This window comes from Anaerobiospirillum succiniciproducens DSM 6400, assembly GCF_000482845.1.
GTDB classification, from domain to species: Bacteria; Pseudomonadota; Gammaproteobacteria; order Enterobacterales; family Succinivibrionaceae; genus Anaerobiospirillum; species Anaerobiospirillum succiniciproducens.
Genome location: NZ_AXWV01000056.1, coordinates 1 through 22,500, shown reverse-complemented (window position 1 = coordinate 22,500; position 22,500 = coordinate 1). Strand labels below are relative to the sequence as shown.

Below are 22,500 nucleotides of genomic sequence, written 5' to 3'. Positions count from 1 at the left end.
CCATGTTAGACGCTACTTTAGAAATTCTTTCTCGTGAGTTTGCTAAGGCTGCCTGGGAGTCGACCATCATGCTCGGCATCTCTACTGTGCTTGGTGTTATCTTTGGTCTTATTTGTGGCTTGGTACTCTACCTTAGCGATCACAAGGACTTTATTAACTCTCGCAAGCTCAACTCAGTACTTGGTTACATCGTAAATGTAGTGCGCTCCATTCCTTTTATTATCTTAGTGGTGTTCACACTGCCATTTACCTTTGCGCTTATTGGCACCAAGATTGGTCCAGTAGCAGCTGCAGTGCCTTTATCTATCTGCGCCATTGCTTTTTATGCCCGTCTAGTTGAAGGCTCATTAAAGGAAGTTGATGCAGGTGTGATTGAGGCAGCGATTGCGTCAGGCGCAAGCAAGTCACTCATCATTAAGGATGTTTTGTTAGTTGAGGCGGCACCTGGCTTAATTCGTGGCTTTACCGTGACCTTCATTAGCCTCATCGGTTTTTCTGCCATGTCTGGCATGGTCGGTGGCGGCGGTATTGGAAACATTGCCATTATGTATGGCTATTACCGCTACGAAACCGGTGTGATGCTCTTTGTCATTGTCTTCTTGGTGCTCTTTGTACAGTTAGTACAGTACCTTGGTGACAAGTGGGCCAACAATCTTAGCAAATAGCAACCACAAGCACCTCACTACCACATCAGACATTTTTACCCAATAAATGCCGAAAAGCCGATAATTCATAAGCTAAACGTGCCACAAACTAGGCCACAGTGCCTTAATTAAGTTAAGAGTGGCACCAGCGACGGCCTTGCACCTGCAGCTGCACCTGCAGCTGCAACTGTAAGGCCGTTGCTGCACCGGCAGCACAAAGTACATAATTGCTGCTAAAGCCTCTACAGCTACTAGGCAAGCTCATAGCAATTAATTGCTAATAGCTAAAGGAGCTACTGAGCAGCGATGGTGAGCATTTGCTGTCCTGACAAGTACGTTGCAGCGTCAGCTACTAAAAGCGCTGCATCTTGCTGGCGGCGTAAGCGCTAAGCTGTAGAGCTGTGCCATAGAGCTAGGCAAGGTAGCGCAGTTCAGGGCACGCATGAGACTGCAGCTTGATAGAGGCTGTAGCTCTTAGGCGTAATCAGATGTCGGTGGGATCGCGGGGCATTAAGCTCGTTACAGCGTGGATGTGAGGGTGTGGCTGTGGGTCGTAAAAACGATTAATTTTGGAGTGGCTAGGATTTTTTACTCCTGGCTAAAAGAATATGCAAAGCAATAACTTAGCTTTAGATAAGAGCCTCACTAAGCTTAAAGATGAGCTTAGTGCTGATGCTCAATTAGTAGTTGGTAGAGCCATTGATGAGCATTTGTTAACCGACTTTTTAGGCCACAAGGTTGGTAATGCTGCAGTCTATGTAAAGGTTGCCTCTGCTGCGGATGTACAAAAGGCAGTAGAGTGGGCCTATGAGCACAAGCAATGCGTTACCGTGCGTGGAGCAGGTACTAACCTAGTAGGCTCAACTATTCCTCAAGGTGGCATTGTCATTGATGTCAGTGGACTTAATCGTATCTTAGAGCTCGATGAGGACAATAGAACTATTGTTGTTGAGCCTGGCGTACTGCTTTGTCACTTGCAAGCTTATGTTGAGGAGCGTGGCTTATTCTATCCACCAGATCCTGCCGAAAAGAACGCCACCATTGGCGGTAATATCGCTACTAATGCTGGCGGCATGCGAGCAGTTAAGTACGGTGTTACACGTGACTATGTATTGGCACTTGAAGTGGTGACCCCTCAAGGCAAGCTCTTAACCTTAGGCACTAAGTGCCTAAAAGATAGTACTGGACTAAATCTTAAGCATTTGATGATTGGTTCGGAAGGTACTTTAGGCGTTATCACTAAGTGCTATTTACGCCTTATCGACAAGCCTGAGAGTACTTGCCATGCCTTAGTAGGCTTTAAGTCACTTAATGAGGCAATCATCTCTGTAAATGAGATTAAGCGTGCACTGCTAGAGCCTACCGCAATTGAGTTTGTGGAACGCAAAGTTATTGCTATTGGTGAGGAATTTGTTGGAAAGTCATTCCCGCTGTCACAGTGCACTGCATATCTCGTCGTCACTTTTGATGGTCAAGAAGGGGAGGCACATGAGCGCTTATTGAGATGCGCTCAAGTACTCAAAGAACATCATGACATTGAGTTCTTAGCACTTGATGATGAGCAAACTGCTAACACTGTCTGGACAGTACGCTCAGCCTTAGCCAAGGCCGTTCAAGCCTCTGGTATTTGGGAGCCTGTAGATACTGTTGTGCCATTAAGCTCCATTGCCGACTTTGTAGACTATGTATCAGAGCTATCGGCGAAGACTGGTGTGCGTATCCTTGCCTTTGGTCATGCAGGTGATGGCAATGTGCATCTGTGCATTCTCAAGGATGATTTAGCCGTCTCTTTATGGCCTGAGACCTTAAAGAATATCTTGTCATCACTCTACCATCGAGTTTATGAGCTTGGTGGCAAGGTAGCAGCTGAGCATGGTCTAGGCCGTCATAAGCGTGATTTCTTCTTATCTGAGGTTAATGCAGACGAGCTAGCCCTCATGAGAGCGATTAAGTCAGCCTTAGACCCAGATAACTTATTCAATCGTGGCAGTGGCTACTCTCAATAGCTCATAAATAGATACAGCATAAGAGGCCTCAAGTAAACTCATAGCAATAGCAATAGCTATAGGCATTAAGCCTCTTATTCCATGCCACTGTCACTTAATTTATTCCCAAAGGAAAAATCAGCAGCAGAGCATCCACTTGTCCACCTCACTATGAGCTCTATAGCCTGATCTCACATGCTAATAAAAGCGAGGCATACACAGAGCTTAGTTACTGTGGCAGAGTCTATTAAAGCTTAAGATCGCAAGGTCGAAAGATTACAAGCCATAAGATCTTGCTCTGAACCTGTTAACTGCTCTTGGCACCATGTGCAGAGCGCAATATGTTGCAGTATGCGCTGATTGCAGCTATCAACAGTTTGCTGCTATGTGCTCTCTGCTGCTCTATGCACTCTCGTGTGCGGGCGCTATATTATGTGCGCAAGGCATTGTTACGCGGTGCATGCTCGTAACTTGCCATGCTGAGCTCGGGCCGGTAATGGCTTTGCGAAGGATTTGACCTTCAAATGGCATTGCAAGGCTAGCCTTTTAGTTTGCCTTGCAGGGCGTGCTCTTTTGGGACTATTTGATTAAAAAGAGATAATCGATGCAAACTTCATTACGTACCGCTTCATTTACCGACTCGGTTATTCGTCGCATGACTCGAGTTTGTCTCAAATACGATGCTATTAATCTTTCTCAGGGCTTTCCTGATTTTGATCCGCCACAAGAGCTCACTGAGTGCTTAAGTAAGGTAGCTTTAACCGGCCCACATCAGTACGCCATTACTTGGGGTGCGCAGAATGTACGTGAGGCTTTAGCTAAGAAGATTGAGCACTTCTCAGGACAAAAGGTAGATCCCAATAGCGAGCTAGTGATTACCTGTGGCTCGACTGAGGCCATGATGGCTAGTGTTTTAGCTACAGTAAACCCAGGGGATAAGGTAGCAATCTTCTCACCTTTTTATGAGAACTACGGTGCTGACTCTATCTTATGCGATGCTCAGCCAATCTATGTTCCGCTCAAGCCACCAGCCTTCACCTTTGATGAGCAGGAACTAGAGAACGCTTTTAAGCAGGGAGCTAAAGCACTTATCTTATGTAATCCATCTAACCCATGCGGTAAGGTCTTTACTCAAGAAGAGCTGGAGACTATCTGCAAGATTGTGAAGCGCTATGATGCCTTTGTGATCACTGATGAGGTATATGAGCACATCATCTACAAGCCATATAAGCATATTCACTTAGCTACTATGGATGGCATGAAAGAGCGTACTTTAGTGTGCAACTCTTTTTCTAAGACTTATTCCATTACTGGCTGGCGTTTAGGCTATGTACAGGGACCTGCGCACATTATCGATGCGGTACGTAAAGTACACGACTTTTTAACCGTAGGCGCTGCAGCTCCACTGCAAGAGGCTTTAATTGCAGGACTTACCTTGCCAGATAGCTATTATGAAGATCTTCAAGAAAAGTATGAGCAAAAACGTGCGCTCTTTTGCTCAGGTCTAGATGAGATTGGTCTAAGTTACTATAGCCCTCAGGGTGCTTATTACGTACTAGTAGATATTGGTGACTTTGGCTATAGCTCAGATCATGAGTTCTGTGAGGACTTAGCTGCGAAAGTTGGTGTAGGCGCAGTACCAGGTTCATCCTTCTTCAAAGAAGATGTCCAAAACTACATCCGCTTCCACTTTGCCAAAAAAGACGAAACTCTCAAAGCCGCACTCGAGCGCCTTAAGAACATCTATACCCTTAAGCGCTAAGACCATCAAAAAAGCCCGATCGGCCTTATCTACTTGCCCTTTGCAAGGATAAAGATAACTTGGCCTTATCTACTTGCCCCTTGCAAGGATAAAGCTAACTTGGCCTTATCTACTTGCCCCTTGCAAGGATAAAGCTAACTCGGCCTTATCTACTTGCCCCTTGCCAAGGATAAAGCTAACTCGGCCTTATCTTCTTGCCACTTGCCAAGGATAAAGCTTACACAGCCTTATCCTTGGTCTGTCTTAGCTGCAAGCATCAGTTCATTCAAGACCAATACAATCCATGAAAAAGATGTAAGTGCTCTTGGCCAATATAGGCTCTTCAAAAGAGTTAAGCTTTCAAGCCGCTCCAGAGTTTCTACGGACTCTTATCTGCTGACACCATATCTTTGTGACTTTAAAACCATAGCTATGGCATGGCCTAGCAACCTGAACATGTTCCTTCTACGTAAGCAATAGCCAAGCTTAGTATTGAACGTCATACATAAACCATAGCAGTTGAGCAATTAACAGCAGGTATTTTAGAAGGGAGCGCTACGTACCGTATTGAGATCGGGGGAACTTGATGCTCTCTGAGTGGTTAATTAACCTAGGATGGTTGCCGTTACAGGCACTTTACAGATGGTAAAACGTGCGCGGGCACAAAAAATGTTGAGCTAAGTAAAACCTTAGGCCGTTTTGACACTACAATAGAGGATGCAACCTCAAAGAGGGGTGCCTAGAAGTTCAGGGCCTAAGGATACAGCTTAGGGCTAAGCCTAAGATCTGCTGTCCTTGGTAGGATCAGTGCCTAAAGGAGTTTTTGATGGATAAGCCTAAGTCAATTATGATGTGGAGAGCCTCAGAGAAGCTTGCACATATCCTTACTGAAGAATACCTGTTAGGTGGATCTAATAACGCCAGCCTCTGGTCTTTAGGCGATAAAGAGTTCGACAAAGAGTGCTCTAACCTTGACCCAGGCACCTTGGTCTTGCTCTTTAGACAAGAAGATTCTTTTTACTACGTAATTGGCGGCGCATACTTCTTACGCTGGAAGTCCTTAAGCGTACGTGATGCTTGGGATTTATACGGCGTACATAATGGCGCTTATAACTTTGATGACTTTGTAAACGACATTAAGCAGCGTGGCGGTAATGAGGATAGCTCCTTATCCATGGCACAGCTTGCTCATACCTTCATCTTCGATACAGGCGATGTGATTAAGCTGCCTCATGAGCTTGATCAGTACATTAGCGAAAGACATCAGTTTACACTGCCATTAAGCGAGCCTTGTGGTCGTTACCTTAAGTCCCGTGTGCTTGAAAGACGCGACAACTACATTTCCAATGATGGCGCTGATTGGCATGGAATGTACTATGCTGCATCACATCGTAACTCCAAGACATATGTAGCAGAGTTCCAAGCTCGTGTCTTGAATGCCTACGATTTCCGCTGTGCAATCTCAGGTGTTCGTGCTGTACCGGTACTTGCTGTTGCGCATATCCAGCCTTTCTATGACTCTAAATTCCAAAAGTCAGCTAATGGTGTAGTACTGCGTCAAGACCTATATCAGCTCTTCAAGACTGGCTATATCACCTTTATCTATACTGACGGGGGGCAAAAGTTAGTTGCTAAGGTTAGCTCCACCGTACGTACTGCCTATGGTGAGGACTACATGGCCTATGATGGTAAGGAGTTAATCCTTCCTGCCGATCGCAGTGCTTGGCCAGATCCACGCTATGTACTGTGGCACAACAAAAACTGCTTTGAAAACTGGCTCAAGGTTGGCGGTGTTCACTCATAGCCATTAACTTGCATTTGAGCAAGACCAACACAATCTTAGCTCACAAGCTCAAACATCACTACAACGGCTGCCTAGTGCAGCCGTTTGCACATCATAACCCTTCATCAATAGCTATCCCACCAATCCCGCTAACCGAACTATCTATCAAGCTAGACAACCCGCATGCATGCAAACAGGAAAGGGGTCAGCAAGCAAAATAGCGAGCAAGCAAGCAATCAATCTAACAATCATGCTGTCACTGCATTCAAAATCCATGTATGCATTCACGCAGTCAGCTCTTTCACAAGTCACGTATGCATTCACGCACTCTATCCATCATGCAATCAATACAGCTATTACTACCTGTAAGCTGAGCATCAAGATAAGGCCTCACCCGCTGTCAATGCACTGTGGCTATAGGCAAGTGCAGTGCGAGAAAGACGAAGGATCTTACTGAAAAGAAAAACTGCAGGCGGCATGATAAAACATGGTGGAATGTGCGACAAACTATATTTGCAACTGCTTCTGTGTGCGGGCGCTGAAAAGAAAGTGTGGCTAGGTAGGCGCTGATGCTGATGCGTTTTTGTGTGCGCTGAGAATAAAAAAGCAGTCGAGTGAAACACCTGACTGCTTTATTTCTTAACTGCAATTTGCGCTGTTGGGCGCTAGATTATGATGGAGGCCTACACATTAGTAGGCCTTATGCGCACAGTCTTGCTATTAAGATTAGCTGTGCTTTGGGTGAGTCTTGAAGAATGAGAGTTCCTTTAAGAGGTCATTGAGGTCTTTAGTGGTGCCTTCCATAACTCCATACTGATGCTGAGCATCTTCACGCATGTCGGAGGCAACCTGAGTGATGGTCTGCATGTGGCCGGAGATTTCACCAGTTGCGGCAGTCTGCTCTTCTGCTGCAGTTGCAATCTGGGTAATCTGAGTATTAACGGCGCTTACGTGCTCATTAATGTCGCTTAAGATGGTCATAATCTGCTCTGCATCAGAGGCCACGATATCCATATTGGCAACAGAGTCATTAATGGAACTAGTAGCAGTGGCAGCCTCTTCTTGAATGCTCTTAACCATGCGAGAAATCTCTTGGGTAGAGCTTGAGGTGCGAGATGCTAACGCACGAACTTCATCAGCAACCACGGCAAAGCCACGGCCTGCCTCACCAGCACGAGCTGCCTCAATAGCTGCGTTTAAAGCCAGTAAGTTAGTCTGAGCAGCGATATCGTCAATAGTGGAAACGATAGAGCCAATATCGTTGGTCTGACGAGCCAGATTCTCAATCTTGGCAGCGTTATCCTTAGTGTGCTCGCTTTGCAGACGAATGTTGCTAACTGCACTGTTAACCTTTTCTACACCACCATTGGTGATCTCACGACACATTTTGGAGCTTGCAGCTGCGCTTTCACAGTTATGAGCAATATCTGTAGTGGTAGATACCATTTGGTCAGCTGCAGCGGCTACAGTTACAGACTGGTTTTGGATGCTGTCAGATACGTCAGTCATGCGCTTAGCAATCTGCTGCAGATCCTGCATCTGTTTTTGTAGTTTCTCAGAGTCAGTCTTAGTCATAGAGATGACGTCTGATAAGGTATTACGCATGGCCTTGAGCATCTTCTGACTCTTGCCAAACTCATCTTTGTAACCATCTTGAATGCTTACAGAGAAGTCACCCTTGTTTAGGTTATCTAAAAGTGCAATTTGGTGTTCGAGTGATTTGGAGATGTAGTTAGATATCATCATGGCTAAAGACAAAGCTACGATTGCGCCTAAAATGGTCATAGCAATGTCGACGTAGATAGTTGCCTTGTCAGTAGACTTAGCAAAAAGCTCAATACAGAACTTATTTTGGAGCTTAAAGATCTCAGAGGCATTCTGAATGCCCTTAAAGACAACAGGCTCAGCCTTCGCCATGTAGATTTCGTAGGCTGTTTGCAGGTCGATATTGTTGCCACGCAGACGAGGGATGACTTCTTTATCGACGATGCCTAAGGCAGTGTAGATATTGTTACGCAGAGCACTAGCAGTTTGGTTGTACTGAATAGTACCTAAATAATCTACGTTGATAACATCAGCGGCTTTACGCAGATCGTTTACTGCTGCCACAGTCTCTGATTGTAAGTTAGGGAAGCTTTCGCCAGCTGCTGCGTCAGATAAGTCGGAGCTTAAAAGATGCTCAAGGTTCTCGAGGCCATCTTTGATGTTGTAAATACGGGTAAATGCACCGTTAAGTACATCTTCTACTGTAGTTGCGTTCTTTTGAACATTGTTTAAAGAGACGATAGTAGTTACAGAAACAACTAAGTTGATGAGAATAACAACTAAGAAGCTAGTTAGAAGCTTCGCTCTTGTGCTCATATTAAAAAAGAAAAGCATAGGTTTTGCCTTTTTAAGCTCGCAAATTCAATGACGCAACGCTATCGTGCCTTAAGCTTTATTTATTATCACATTAGATGCCTATAAATAAGCATTCATATGTACTAGCAAGTAGTATTACAAGTTATGTAATCTTAGCTAAAGCTCAAGTACAAGGTGTGAATAGGTCGTGACCTAAACAAGAGGACAGACCTATGCTTGCAAAGAGAGCACAGGCAGCAAATCAACAACGTATTGCCAAGACTAACTAAAATCAGCCTGGCTAGTACATAGGTTGACAGCCAATCCAAGCGCAACTTAGCAAGGGCTACAGTGTTACAAAATATGAATTCACAATTTAAAGTTATGCCAACAAGATACTAAAACGGATAGCAGTACTTGTTGATGCTATACAGTGCTATCTCAAGCAGACTTAAGGTGCTAAGCATCAGAGAGAAGCAAGACTAGCAATGCATAACATCGTCGATCAAGTTGACGGCCTTGCATTGAAGAGAGTCGCTCAACTAACAACTCAGATCAATGCGCACAAAGCAGCTATAGTCAGGTAATGTAAAATCACGACTAAGGCGATAGCTGTATAAAGTCAAAACTGACAAAACGGCTATTTGCTTTGTGTATAAGTTATGTTAATGCAAATGTATCAACATAACTAAGAAACAAGTAAACATAAGCCTAGATAGGCAAAATGTATACTTGAGTGTCGTGCAAATTGTAAAGCATAGTATGAGTAAATTACACAAAGCTTTATGTATTCATACTTGATAAAAATTCGCAAGACTTTTGTTCTCTCAAGCATGTTACCACTGCCAATATGCTTTGACAAACACAACTCACTCAAAAAGATGGCCTGCATGTTTTGTTTAGTTTGAGCAATCCCATATATTTGGAGTTTTTATCCATACATAAATAATTAATAAAAGAACGTGGCCTGCTACATGCCCAATGATTGCGCAACATTTTTATGATTTTTCTGTGACGTTTCTCAAATTAAACGCATCAAATAGTAAGCAACGAACCCCCAAAAAGGGCAGCCAATGCGAAAAACTCGTCAATCGTATAGCCACCACTAAAGACCAGTAACAAATATTGTTTACTAAAGAGCAGTCACGAGGATAGTTTACGAACGAGCAGCCATCATATTGGTAACCAAAGATCAGTAAGAAATATTGGTAGCTACAAGTCTTTATTGCAGGCCATGCCGACAAGTGAAAGGAAATAGACTACAAATTCATAGCAAGCATGGCATAGTGTTATGCTTAGACTAAATGAACAAGATCAGTACGAGAGAAGGTCATGGCCACGTTTAGAACTCATGCTCTTAGTCTTGAGCAGGACATTATGATGCTATCAAAGCAGCATCCCATGATGCACGTTTTGTATAGCCACATAGGAAACAAGGTTATCAAGCTGCATGACGATCTGTGGAAAGGTCTTGTCTATACCATCATGGGACAACAGCTATCCAATAAAGCCTTAGTTAAAATCATCTCAAAAGTACCAGACGAACTCATTGCATCGCCGCAGAGTCTTAAGCATGCAATTGAGCAACAGTTGCACGAAGATCAGCAAGACAAGAAAGATCACGAAGGGAATAAAGCTCTTAAAGAACAGTCTAATGACTTGAGCACCCAGATGCTTGCCTCTAAGCCAACTCAAATGGTAAGTAGGGCACTGCCATTTTCTCAGGCTAAGCTATCAAGCATGCTCGAGCTGTGTGAGCGCTTTATTAGCAAGGAGCTCAGTGAGGATAGCTTGCGTGGCATGAGCACAGATAACAGACATGCAGCACTTATCTGCATCAAGGGAATTGGTCCTTGGTCGCTGCAGATGATGGACATGTTTATCTTTAATGACCAGGATGTATTTGCTAGCGGCGATCTTGGCGTCATACAAGCACTCTACGCAATTGAGGGCAAAGAGCGAAATCCAAAAGCTAGCAAGAAAGAATTAGAGAGCTTTGTAGCGCCATATGCAAAGCATTTTAGTCCATACGGTACCTGCTCTACTGTCTATCTGTGGCACTTCAACACTCTGCCGCAGCAAGCTCAAGAGAAAATCCAATACGAATACAGGCAACTAAGAAAGAGGTAAGAGTAGATCCTTAGAAGCGACACTAATTAAGAGTGGATCAAGATAGGAATGATGAACTTAAGCAAAGGCCTAAAAGTGAAAAGTAATGAGTTTATAAAAAACAGCAAATGTAGTGTCCATCAATAGATAAAGCCGCTCAATGAGCGGCTTTTTCGTAATTATCTTAGATTATCTAAGATGCTAGCAACTAAACTGGATTCTTAGCTGCATGCTCTTCGTAAGTTTCGAGCTTAGCATTACGGAAGTGTAAGTAAGAAAGAACGGCAACCATAATGATTAAGCCAGTGGCTAAGCTTAAGAAGAGGCTGTGAGTGAAGCCTGCGACGACGTAACCACAGAAAGCAGATGAAGCAACAATCAGGGCAAAAGGCAGCTGGGTTGAAACGTGTTCAATGTGTACGCAGCCTGAGCCTGCTGAGGAGAGAATCGTGGTATCCGAAATTGGGGAGCAGTGATCACCGAATACTGAGCCTGCTAAGGTAGCAGAAAGAGTGATGGTGATAAGAGCGCCAGTTGGATCGATTGCCTGAGCTACTACAACCACGATAGGAATGAGAATACCGAAAGTACCCCATGCAGTACCAGTGGAGAATGATAAGAAGCCAGCAATTGCGAAGATGATAGCAGGTAAGAAGTTACCTAACAGACCCATGTCGTTCTCAACGATGCCAGAGATGAATACTGGAGTCTGGAGTAAGTCACGGCATACACCGGAAATGGTCCAGGCTAATACCAGAATCATGTTGGCAGGGATCATGGCCTGAATGCCCTTTAACACGCCGTTCATGAACTGCTTTAATGTCAGGAGACGACGGCAAACGAACATTACGAAGGCAACAACTAATGCTGCGAATGATGCCATAACCAGAGCAGGGCCAGCAGAGGTGTTACCAAAAGCACCGCCTAATGTGTGGTAGGCAGGATCAGCACCCCAGTAGCCGCCAACGTAGAGCAGAGATAACACTGCAAATACGATGAGAGCAAGGATAGGTACGATCATGTCGAGTACGCCACCCTTATCGGTAACTACGTCGATGTTGTCGTGATCGTTGCTTGCACCACCTTCAACGCCATTCTTGATAGCGTCGATTTCTGCGCGGCGCATCTGACCAAAGTCAAAGTTACCTAAGGCAACTAAGATAACCATGGTTAAGCACAGAAGAGCGTAGAAGTTCCAAGGGATGGTTGATACGAATGCTTCCATCTCAGACTCGAAAGCGCCAGTGCTCTTGAGGTTAGAGCCAACTGCAGCTGCCCATGAAGAGATAGGGGCAATAATACAGATTGGAGCGGCAGTAGAGTCGATGATGTAAGCAAGCTTAGCACGTGAGATGCGATACTTATCAGAGATAGGACGCATAACTGTACCAACTGTTAAGCAGTTGAAGTAGTCATCAATGAAGATGAATGCGCCTAAGAATGAAGTAGATAATAGAGCACTCTTACGATTCTTAATCTTCTTAGTAGCCCAGTCGCCATAAGCACGAGAACCGCCAGCCATGGCGATTACGTACACTAACGAGCCCAGCAATGAACAGAAGATAACAATGTTGAAGTCAACTTTGTTGACCATCACTGTAAAGGCGTTCTGCACTGTTGAAATGATAGTGAAATCTTGACCCATACCTAAGGTATAGATCAGAGTACCGCTTAAGATACCGATGAGGAGGGATGAGAATACCTCCTTGGTCATCAGCGCTAAGACCACAGCAATCACAGGTGGCAAAATGGATAGCCAACCAGCGTAATACGGTTCCATGAGTCGACCTCAATCATTTTATGCACAGCTCGCTTAAGAATGGTCAAACTCAAAAACTTGATATTCAGACGCAACTAAACAGCCTAACGCTTTAAGCGCTACGCTTTCTTAAGACTAATACGTGCTGTGCAGCTCGCGACGACAAGCGAGCTAGTTAATTTACAAGACTTGCAAAGTTGCACAATGATTAAGCAATGCGCTTGTATGCAAGATGAAAGTGCACGCAATTATAGCATGCGGTATGTATCAAGCCATTAATGCACATATATAGTGCAATTATAGTAATCTAACCTAATTGACCTTACCATATGCTAAAAATTGCACCATATATGTGCAAATAATACTGCAGAAAACTACGTAAACTTACTGCACACAAGCAAAAGCATGCTCTACAGACAAAAAAAAAGCCCGCAAATGCGGGCCTTTATAAAAAAACTAGTATAAGCGGCACAAAGCCTAAAGAATCGCGCTCTAAAGGAATAATTACTGCTCTAATGAGGCAGGCTCAGCGCTCTTAGGCTTTGGCATGTTCTCTGGATTGAGCTTGTCCTTAGCATCTTCAGTAGCGCTACTGTCCTTACTCTTTGGCTCAGCCTTGCTTTCAGCGCCAATAGCTTCCTTAGCCTTCTCAATGCGCTCCTCGCTCTCTTTTTGCTTTTCCTCTGCTAACTCCTGACGAGCAGCAGCTTCTTTTCGGGAGGCATCTGCATAAACCTGACGATCGGCGCTAGATGGTTCAGCAGGAGCCATGGCTGCACGCTTGACTACCTGCATCTTGTCGATAGTAGCCTGAGGATCAGACTCTTCGCCTACATCAATGCTTACTTCACCATCGGTAACGTAGCGCTTGCCGTCTGGACCTGTCTCATATGTGTAAGTTGGAGAAGCAGCATACTGGCCACCTGCAGATTTGTGGGCTTGCTCGTGAACACGTACTTCCTGATCACGGGCCTTCATGTCCTCAATCTGCTGTAACTCTTCTTCAGTGAACTCTTCACCATTAGGCTTCTTTTGCTCGTTTGAAACCTTCTTTTCCTGTTCTGCAGGCTTTTGAGTTTCGCTCTTAGTATCGACTACTTCACCTTCAACATCTACTACGCCTTGCTCTTTGTCTGTAGTAGCTGGAGCTGCTTCCTTACCAAAATTACGGTAAGCATTGAAAGCAATATGGTGCTGATGAGCAAAGTGATTATCGCTAGTCTGATTCTGCTGAGTATTAGGAGTAGCTACTCTTACCTCAGTCTGTTGAGTCTGACCTTGTACTCGATCATTCTTCTGAGCACCGCTAATGCCCTGAGCATCATTCTTTTGAGTATTGATGAGGACATTATATTGATTGCTATTAATTCCGCCGATTGCTGCCATTTGTGACTCTCCAATTAGACGGCTGAATGGTTTGATCATACATAGGTATCGACTACCAGCCGAATGTAGATATTCTATTATACCCATACAAATGGGCTTTAAGACAAGTTGTGTGAGCAAGTTAAACCATGCATCACACTACTGTATATCGCTATTAGCAATAGCAAATTTAGTGCTTACCAAAACAAGCTGACGAAACACAACAAAACACACAACAAAACACGCCGTATACTCCGCAGATAATGCGTCGCACACGCTCCTCAATAACTTAAGACAAGTATCAGGAGCTTGCTACCGGAGCCTCAACAGATGCATCGACCGAAGGTGTAGAACCTGCAGACGGTGTTGAGCCAGCTGACACATTGCCTGAATCGATCTTAGGCTGGAGATTTATCTGTGGTTTTGAAGGCATGGCAACGCCAGAGGCGTTTGCAGGAATCTCATCAAAAGTACGCAGTATCTTGCCTCCACGTCTAGACTTGTCGGCATCACCATTGCGAGCTGCAATTTCCTTTTTGATCTTCTCTTGTTCTTCCTTGCTACGTTGCATACGCTCATGCATCAGCATGTTTTGCGCAATTTGAGCAAGGCGTTGAGCTTCTTTGTATATAGCTCTATCCGTCTCAGTTGGTTCGCCACCTGCTAAAGCAGCTTTTATGACACGGTGCATCTTGGAGATAGTCTCCTCAGGTGTCTTGCAAGGAGATATATCAATCTTGACTTCACCAGCTGTCTTGTAGCGCTTGCCATCAGGACCCGTCTCGTATTTGAAGCGTGGCTTTTCACAAAGATCACCGCCTGCAGCTAGTCTCGCATTGACCTTTGCCATTACCTTGAGCTCTTGCTTTTTCAGAGAGTCGATTTTGCGATACTCTTCGGGTGTGAGTTCTTTACGGCCTAATGCAGAAAGCTTTTTCTTACTCTCCTCAATGGACGCAAAAAGCTGATTTTTGAACTCTTCTTCAGCCTCTTGTTTGCCAAAGTTAAGATAAGCACTTCTTGCCTTATTACGGCTCATGCCCATTAGCTCTGGAGAAGTAGCTGCTGCTTTGAAGCTATGTAAATCAATGACATCATCGCTACTTGCAAAAACACTCTGAGCCGCTTTAGATGCATGACCTTGCACAGAGCGATCACCACTTAACTTAGCATCGCTACGCTGAAGATCACGACTATTGCTAATAGAGATAGGGAGCATATGATCCTCCTTTCAGATGCTAAAAAGGCAGCTAACAAGCTGCCTTAGAACAAACTATAAAAGAAGATTTTTACTTAAGTTAAAATGTTAACCAAGTAAGCTTAAGCCAAGCTGAGGACGGGTATTAGCCTGCATCAGCATTGAAGCAGCTGCCTGCTGAATGATGGACTGCTGAGATAAGTTAGCAGACTCTTCAGCAAAATCAGCATCACGAATACGGCTACGTGCATCGGCTTCATTAGCAGCCACATTAGACTGATTGCGGATGGAGCTCTCAAGACGATTTTGGATCATAGCACACTATGTAAGATTTCAAATTATAACATATTTTAAAAATTTTTACAATAGCTTTGGCTTAAAAAAGCGGAATTATTGGATTTTTTTATGAATAGCATACAATTTTAAGCTAAATGGGTTGTTATGCTATTTACAGTCATTTTTGCGTGATGTGAGTCACAAAATAATTAACACAAAACGGTTTACAAAATTAGCTAAGATTGGCCGGAGGGGATTGACAAATAGAAAAGTCCATAAAATGGGGGTTTTAGGTTCGAAAATTCGATATTTATCGGCAATTTTGCGTTTTTATGGGCGTGACAAAGCGATGCTGCTTTTTCAAGCAACATTACAGGTGAGAGTTTTACTGCTGGATACGGGACTAGCTGAGTAGATTTACAAGCACATCTACAGTCAATCTAGCTTGAGTGACCCTTTGCGTAACTCGATATATAGCCTCGTTAATCAATGCAGGCATTCTGTCCTTGTGCTGCCTTGCAAACAACATTGATTCTACGACTCTGTAATCAGAGCGTCTTTCAAAGCTAGCAATGTTTAATCTGCTTTGTTTGCAATTTTCAACGATTATTTCTTCAGTGCGAGCAAACAACGGCTTGTTACTCTGAGGAAGAGCATTGATATCGTGTTTCTTAGAGCAGCATGGAATGCCCAACTTAATGTAGTTGAATGAGTTAGCTATGCTACGGTTAATTAATGGGTCTCTATGTACTGACATCATCGATAAGCCAATAGCATAACCTGGAGCTGCGAAGGCAAGAGCTGGATCAATACCATGCTTAATAGCCTCTTTATGGGTGTCGAGGATGTTCTGAGTAAATTGAGTATTTAGTCCTATCTCACGAAAAGCCTGGTCGAGCGCTACAACTTTGCTAAACTCAGGAGATAAAGAGCCAAACATAAAGCAGTCGAGAGCTATCCTATCGATTTCTTTGGCACTTAAGTCCAACAGTTTAAACCCCTCATCAGATGAGTCTCTCAGTGCTTGAATCTGCGTGTCATTAAGCAAATTACTTACACGTTCTTTAACAGTACTTCCTTTTGCAAACTTGATGTCTTCCATGAAAGCGGTGGGCTCACATGTCTTATAGTGAGGCCTTTCAAGACGTTTATTCCTTACATGTTTAATGCCGCGTCTGACGGTTTCGCTGGCTCTAACAATACCAAGATCGGCTGCTTTAGCGTGCTCACTAATATGCGCAACAGTCACTTCATCAAGTTTCTTATCAGGAAGGCTTGTTTCAGATCTAGTGAATACAAACGACTTCATTGCATATCTTATGAATGCGAAGTTTAGGAGTGTTTGATTAGTATATGCGCTTCTAGAATGGGCCTTACAGACTTTGCTGCCTTGTCTTAAGCACTTAACACCATGCTCCACTTTCCATCTGAGCGAATACAGCATACAGACTACATCACAAGCAAACATACTTTCCTTGGCGTTTGTTACCACATAAAGATATGACTCATTCATATCTTCTGTGGTGCCATCTCTTGAGGAGTTATGACTTCTATACTTATCATACTTAGCGCATAGACGTAGATTTTGAATCAGGCATCTCCTCAACTTCTGACCTTCAGTAGGCTCATCAAAATAGATGTCGAAGTCTTCAGTAATGTCTTCCACAGGTATATAGGTTTCAGCGTCTAAATATAAATTTAGATAACCATGTTGCTCAAGTAGCTTCGTGATAGCTGGGTCGCTAGCACTAGGTTTAGGCATCTTATTGCCTTTCTTTAGTCCTGCGCTCAATTTCTTGTTTTCAGGATTGATAGTCTTAGGAGGAACTGGAATTTCATTACCATCAATGTCGGTAATACGATTAACCATGTATCTGCAAGAGTCTCTTACGCGTACGATAAACAGCTGCTTATAGTCGAGCAACTTGGCCATGAAATGGGTTGCATAGTAGCCTCTATCAAAAATAGCTAAAGTTTTAAAATATGGACCCACTAAAGATTGCGGATTTACTTGTCGAAACTCAATGGATGTGCCCTTTCCGGTAGAACTGCCTAAGATAGCTCCACTTCCAAATGCCATGCTGATGACTGATTTCATGCCATAGTTATGGCTAGTGCTATTAGCTAGCTTGTTGCCATCAGCAGCATGCTTCTTTTGCTTTCTTCCTGTGCCAGAAATGTCAATCTTTGCTTGAATGGATGGGCTTACCGCTAGATTAAGGCCATCGGCGCTTACGATATCTTGAATACCTGTGCCTGACAGGAATGCTGCATGTATCTGCAGCATCTGGTCTCCATGGCCTTTAACTCTAATTAGACGTGCTTGCTCAAGGGAAAAACACTTTTGCAAATATGTCGCTAAGATAGCAGTAACCTCCATAAAGGGCTTGTCATTAACTCTCTTAACAAACTGAGCATACTTTATGAATTTTTTACTGCCAGAGTCTAAGCACTCATCTGTTGTTGAATTTTCCTTATAAATTGCTTTGTACTTGTTGTGTACGTGCTTTAAAGAGACTTTGTAATCAGCACTACAATCGTCTTCAGAAGCGCGGATGAAAGCCTCAATAGCGGCTATAGGACAAAATTTAACATAACGCTTAACAATGCCTTTCTCTTGGCAAATCCATGCAGCTAGACTAACCAAGAAGTGCTCATCAAGCTTAAGCTCAATTGAACGCTCCTTCTCTTCACCCGTTGGAAGGTATGAAAAACGATATATAGGCAACTCTGTAAAGAAACCGATGTGGCGTACTTTTAACTTACTGTCACTAAAGCCTGTGCAGCAGCTAAGCTCTAACAACTCGTTGTGCGCATTGTCGATATCAAGCTGGTCGTGAATATCTATCGTGGCATCTGAGGCGCTTGAGCTCGCAGATGATGACTCTTTGCCAAGCTCCTCTGCCGCATCAGCCAAGACTTCTAATGCCTCACTGTCCTGATTCTTCTTAGGAACAGTGCGTTTTTTGTATGTGCGTGGCTTCTTTCTCGGTGCGCAGTCAGGTAGCTCAACTGTGCCATTAATAAAATCTATCTTGCCAATGCACCCTTTTAAATAATCATCAGGTAAGCTCTGGCCAAGTACTGGAGCAGAAAGGTTGTAGATAGTAAACTCTGGGCTACGAGTAACCACAATAGGTTCATTCATAGCTGAATGAACAATTGCAGGCAATTCTTCCTTGGAAGGTAAAAGATAGCCATTTCTAATGGCAGTTGTGATAGGATCAATTTGCATAATTTTTTTTGAGAGTAGTGCTTTTTTTGGCACTACTCCTCCTAATAGCAAAGTGAATATCACTGGTTAAGACAGTTGCTTTGAGTTAATAAGCAATGATCAATGACCAGCAGTATCCTTAGTAGCGGTCTTCTCCTCTAGCTAAGTTAGCCCTATCTGATCATAAGAAGATCCCGTAGACAAGCCGTTTTGCCCCGCCGTTTACCCCACGTCTACAGCTCATTTGCCTAAATAACGATCAACCTTTCTTCCCGCACGGCCCCAAAAGATCTTAAATATCAGATCCGTTACAAATCAAAGATACATATGCCGTTCTGGCTACCACTCTCAATAATTTTTGCTTTTATTAAATTAAATGATCAAATGATCGATAAGTGTGCGTAAAACTCACGCTCTCGTGAAACAGATCTTGGATTGAAACTTCACAAGTCTGTGAATGGTAACTTGTGAAACATTACTCAAAAGTGATTGTAATTATGCAATCCATATAAATTAGTCATAAAAGTGATTGTCAATTTCCATAGATACAACAGAGGGTCATAAAAAAAAGCAGCTAGGCTACTTTCAAACTTTGCAGAGGTTGCTTACGTAGACTTTCATGATTTTGGATGGCACCTAAATCGGCACGCTTACCATCCACGTAAGCAATCATTTGATCCATAAAGCCGATAATATCTTGTGGGGCTCCTGCAACAGAGAAGTTAACAGCAACCACACCAGCAGCAGTTTCCTTAGCGAATGCAGTTGTGTTATCGTTGAACTTATCAGCTGCAATACCACCATCTACACCGATCTTAGAGAAAATAAGGTTTTCAAGGTTAAAGCTGATGGTATCGCCCTTGTTGGAACCTACTTGAAGCTGTACTGTTTGAGTCTTGCCAAGGTTTTGACCACCTGCAGCTTCTGGATCAATAGAGTTTGCCTGCTTTCCGTTGAGAATAGTCTTACCAGCAAAAGTAGTTTGCTTTGCAATACGGGTAATTTCAGTAGCTAATGCAGTTGCTTCCTTAGATAAAGCCTGCTTATCGGCCATTGTGTTTGTGCCATTTGAAGCCTGTACAGCTAAGGTACGGATCTTCTGGAGCATGCCTGAGATCTCGTCCATACCAGCTTCAGCAGTCTGGGCAAGAGCAATACCGTCAGATGCGTTACGATTTCCCTGATTTAAGCCATTTATCTGGGATGTCAGACGATCGGCGATCTGGAGGCCTGCAGCGTCGTCTTTAGCGCTATTAATACGCATACCGCTTGATAATCTTTGGTATGTAGTAGTGAGCTGGTTCTGGACATTGCCGAGGTAGCGCTGCCCCTGAAGGGCTGAATAATTGGTATTTACATATACTGCCATGGCCTATCTCCTAATAAGCTTTGTTGCTCTGTATAGCAAACGCTATGAACTATGTCAGGAGGGCCTGGCCACTGACTAAGGAGCACTGTAATTCTGTATAGATAGGGTAATAAAGTCCCTGTCTGCTACTTATTTTATCGAAGGTAGCTAATGGAGTTTAACTCATATTGAACTAAGTAATGTAGGTTCGACACGTATCATTACACACACTATCTGCTATCCATGCTTTCGTGAATTAATCGCTACCCTGCATAAACAAGAAAACCCCGCAAATGCAGGGTTTTCTATATGCTCTAAAGCAAAGATGCTCTAGATAAAGCTATTAGCCTAAGAGGCTTAAGCCAAGCTGAGGACGGGTATTAGCCTGCATCAGCATAGAGGCAGCTGCCTGCTGGATGATGGACTGCTGTGACAGGTTAGCAGACTCTTCAGCAAAATCAGCATCACGAATACGGCTGCGAGCATCAGCCTCATTAGCAGCAACATTAGACTGGTTGCGGATAGAGCTCTCAAGACGATTTTGGATGGCACCTAAATCGGCACGCTGGCCATCAACATAGCCAATCATCTGATCCATGTAGCTAATGATATTCTGAACAGCACCAATGGTACTAAAGTTGACAGAAACTTCGCTATTCTTAACTAAGAATGCAGCTGTTCCGGCAGCATCCTTAAATTGGTCAGCAGCAATACCAGCAGCTTGTCCAGCTACAGAGAACTGAAGGTTTACCAGATCGAAACTGATAGTGTCGCCCTTATTTGAGCCAACTTGAAGCTGTAATGTTTGAGTCTTACCTTCCTGACCCTGTGCTGCAGTCATGAAAGCATTAGCTTGCTTACCATTGAGAATGGTCTTACCTGCAAAGGTAGTTTGCTTAGAGATACGGCTAATCTCAGTAGCTAAAGAAGAAGCCTCTTTTGCAAGAGCCTTACGGTCTTCTAAGGTGTTAGTGCCGTTGTTTGCTTGTACAGCTAAGGTACGGATCTTCTGGAGCATGCCAGAGATCTCATCCATGCCAGCTTCTGCAGTCTGAGCAAGAGCAATACCATCAGAAGCGTTACGGTTACCCTGGTTGAGGCCATTGATCTGGCTGGTTAAGCGATCAGCGATCTGGAGGCCTGCAGCGTCGTCTTTAGCGCTATTAATACGCATACCGCTTGATAATCTTTGGTATGTAGTAGTGAGCTGGTTCTGGACATTGCCGAGGTAGCGCTGACCCTGAAGGGCTGAATAATTGGTGTTAACAAATACGGCCATTTATATAACTCCTTATATGCTTGGTTGCTCTGGTATAGCAATCGCTATTGACTATGTCAGGAGGGCATGGCCGCTGACTTGGGAGCACTAGAATTCTGTTTAGACGAGTCATACATTGTGACCCTGTCTGCTACTTGTTTCATCGAGCTCTACATTTGGAACTAACTTTTATTGAGTGAACTAATGTATGTTAGACACGCATAATTACACCCGCGATCACGCCTCTAACACATTCTGTTAAAACCCTGTAGAAAAAAGAAAACCCCGCAAATGCGAGGTTTTCTATATGAGCTAAAGCTTAGATGCTTTAGTGGATGCTATTAGCCTAAGAGGCTTAAGCCAAGCTGTGGACGGGTGTTAGCCTGCATCAGCATTGAAGCAGCAGCCTGCTGAATGATGGACTGCTGTGAAAGGTTTGCAGACTCTTCAGCAAAGTCAGCGTCACGAATACGTGAGCGAGCGTCAGCTTCGTTAGCAGCAACGTTAGACTGGTTGCGGATAGATGATTCTAAACGATTCTGCAAAGCACCTAGTCCAGCGCGCATGCCATCTACCTTAGCAATAGCCTTATCCATCAGATCAATTACATCACCAATTGTTTTATTCTGGGCACCACCTTGGTTACCGCCACCAGCTGCTTGATCAAATGAGATCTTATTAAGTTGGATTGTAACTTCTCCGTTTGCCACCTTGAAGAAAGCATCGTTACCATTTCCAACAAGCTTATTATCGTCAGCTATTTTGGAGAAGTATACAGATTCAACTTCAAAGGTAATTGTATCGCCTTTATTTGAGCCAACTTGTAATGTTAGTGAGCCTTTGTCACCAGCAGGGTTAGCATTAGGTGCTGGTGGATTAGCGCCCGCAGGATCACCGTAAATAGAACCCGCAACCTTGCCATTTAAAACTGATTTGCCAGCAAAAGTTGTTTGAGTTGAGATACGATTAATCTCAGTAGCTAAAGCAGCCATTTCTTTTGAAATAGCTGTACGATCTTCAGTAGTGTTAGTTCCGTTTGCAGACTGTACTGCTAAGGTACGCATCTTTTGGAGCATGCCTGAGATCTCATCCATACCAGACTCGATTGTCTGAGCAAGAGCGATACCGTCAGAAGCGTTACGGTTACCCTGGTTTGATACTGTTAGTTTTATCATAAACGAAATTAAAAAGCATTATACAAAGATGTATATTGCAGCTAAACCATCACTAGGTTGACTCGTATTTTAGTTTCATGATATGCAATACGCAGGAGAACAAACTATGCCTGCAAAAGCTATAACCCCAGAACAAAGAGCAAATGTAATTGACGCTGTGCCAAGACTTATTGAGTTAAGAGAACACAGAGACAAGATTTTAAAAGAGTCAGAAGAAGCTCGTATTGCCAGAAGAAAGTCACGCGTAGAAGGTCAAAAGTTCGCTAGTGGCGAAGTAAAAGAAATTGCGGAAAGAATTGGTGTAA

Annotated in this window: 14 protein-coding genes and 1 pseudogene; 6 read left to right on the top strand and 9 right to left on the bottom strand. The window is 43.6% G+C overall.

The window, feature by feature from the left end:
- Positions 1–2 precede the first annotated feature (2 nt).
- The 4 genes from H524_RS0108225 to H524_RS0108205 all read left to right on the top strand — a co-directional run bounded on the left by H524_RS0108225 (position 3) and on the right by H524_RS0108205 (position 6,174).
- Positions 3–665, top strand: coding sequence for a methionine ABC transporter permease (locus H524_RS0108225; RefSeq protein ID WP_027939872.1), 663 nt, complete (start codon positions 3–5; stop codon positions 663–665).
- A 587-nt stretch (positions 666–1,252) separates the two neighbouring features.
- Positions 1,253–2,650 (top strand): FAD-binding oxidoreductase, encoded by a 1,398-nt coding sequence (locus H524_RS14980; RefSeq protein ID WP_044121808.1) that lies wholly within the window; start codon positions 1,253–1,255, stop codon positions 2,648–2,650.
- A gap of 583 nt (positions 2,651–3,233) precedes the next feature.
- Positions 3,234–4,391 carry a pyridoxal phosphate-dependent aminotransferase gene (locus tag H524_RS0108210; protein WP_027939871.1) on the top strand — a complete coding sequence of 386 codons (1,158 nt, stop codon included), beginning with the start codon at positions 3,234–3,236 and terminating at the stop codon, positions 4,389–4,391.
- 805 nt (positions 4,392–5,196) lie between these two features.
- Positions 5,197–6,174, top strand: a complete 978-nt coding sequence (locus H524_RS0108205; protein ID WP_027939870.1) for an HNH endonuclease — start codon at positions 5,197–5,199, stop codon at positions 6,172–6,174.
- Between the two features lie 705 nt (positions 6,175–6,879).
- Here H524_RS0108205 and H524_RS16580 read toward each other — a convergent pair.
- The gene (locus H524_RS16580) at positions 6,880–8,532 is read right to left on the bottom strand and encodes a methyl-accepting chemotaxis protein (protein WP_027939869.1); all 1,653 of its coding nucleotides are present in this window, start codon (positions 8,530–8,532) and stop codon (positions 6,880–6,882) included.
- A 1,362-nt stretch (positions 8,533–9,894) separates the two neighbouring features.
- On the opposite strand from H524_RS16580, the gene H524_RS0108190 reads away from it, so the two are divergent.
- Entirely contained in the window at positions 9,895–10,623 is a 729-nt protein-coding gene (locus H524_RS0108190) for a DNA glycosylase family protein (RefSeq protein WP_044121807.1), read from the top strand.
- A 187-nt stretch (positions 10,624–10,810) separates the two neighbouring features.
- On the opposite strand, the gene H524_RS0108185 is transcribed toward H524_RS0108190, so the two are convergent.
- From H524_RS0108185 to H524_RS14955, 8 genes and pseudogenes are all read right to left on the bottom strand, one after another.
- Complete coding sequence (locus H524_RS0108185; RefSeq protein WP_027939867.1) at positions 10,811–12,382, bottom strand: Na+/H+ antiporter NhaC family protein; 1,572 nt, start codon at positions 12,380–12,382, stop codon at positions 10,811–10,813.
- A gap of 483 nt (positions 12,383–12,865) precedes the next feature.
- On the bottom strand, positions 12,866–13,747 hold the full coding sequence (locus H524_RS16575; protein WP_052338999.1) for a putative metalloprotease CJM1_0395 family protein: 882 nt from the start codon (positions 13,745–13,747) through the stop codon (positions 12,866–12,868).
- A gap of 280 nt (positions 13,748–14,027) precedes the next feature.
- Entirely contained in the window at positions 14,028–14,945 is a 918-nt protein-coding gene (locus H524_RS16570; RefSeq protein ID WP_052338998.1) for a putative metalloprotease CJM1_0395 family protein, read from the bottom strand.
- Positions 14,946–15,032: 87 nt separating this feature from the next.
- Positions 15,033–15,236 (bottom strand): annotated as a pseudogene (locus H524_RS0108170) (flagellin); the annotation flags it as partial.
- Between the two features lie 367 nt (positions 15,237–15,603).
- Positions 15,604–18,435: a transposase gene (locus tag H524_RS0108165; protein ID WP_156907585.1), complete on the bottom strand. Its 2,832-nt coding sequence runs from the start codon at positions 18,433–18,435 to the stop codon at positions 15,604–15,606.
- Between the two features lie 553 nt (positions 18,436–18,988).
- Complete coding sequence (locus tag H524_RS14960; RefSeq protein WP_052338997.1) at positions 18,989–19,783, bottom strand: flagellin N-terminal helical domain-containing protein; 795 nt, start codon at positions 19,781–19,783, stop codon at positions 18,989–18,991.
- 322 nt (positions 19,784–20,105) lie between these two features.
- Positions 20,106–21,041 carry a flagellin N-terminal helical domain-containing protein gene (locus H524_RS0108155; protein WP_027939864.1) on the bottom strand — a complete coding sequence of 312 codons (936 nt, stop codon included), beginning with the start codon at positions 21,039–21,041 and terminating at the stop codon, positions 20,106–20,108.
- Positions 21,042–21,361: 320 nt separating this feature from the next.
- Positions 21,362–22,195, bottom strand: coding sequence for a flagellin N-terminal helical domain-containing protein (locus H524_RS14955; protein ID WP_052338996.1), 834 nt, complete (start codon positions 22,193–22,195; stop codon positions 21,362–21,364).
- A gap of 106 nt (positions 22,196–22,301) precedes the next feature.
- Here H524_RS14955 and H524_RS14950 point away from each other — a divergent pair.
- Positions 22,302–22,500: hypothetical protein (locus H524_RS14950; RefSeq protein WP_044121805.1), on the top strand; the 199-nt coding region annotated here is incomplete at its 3' end.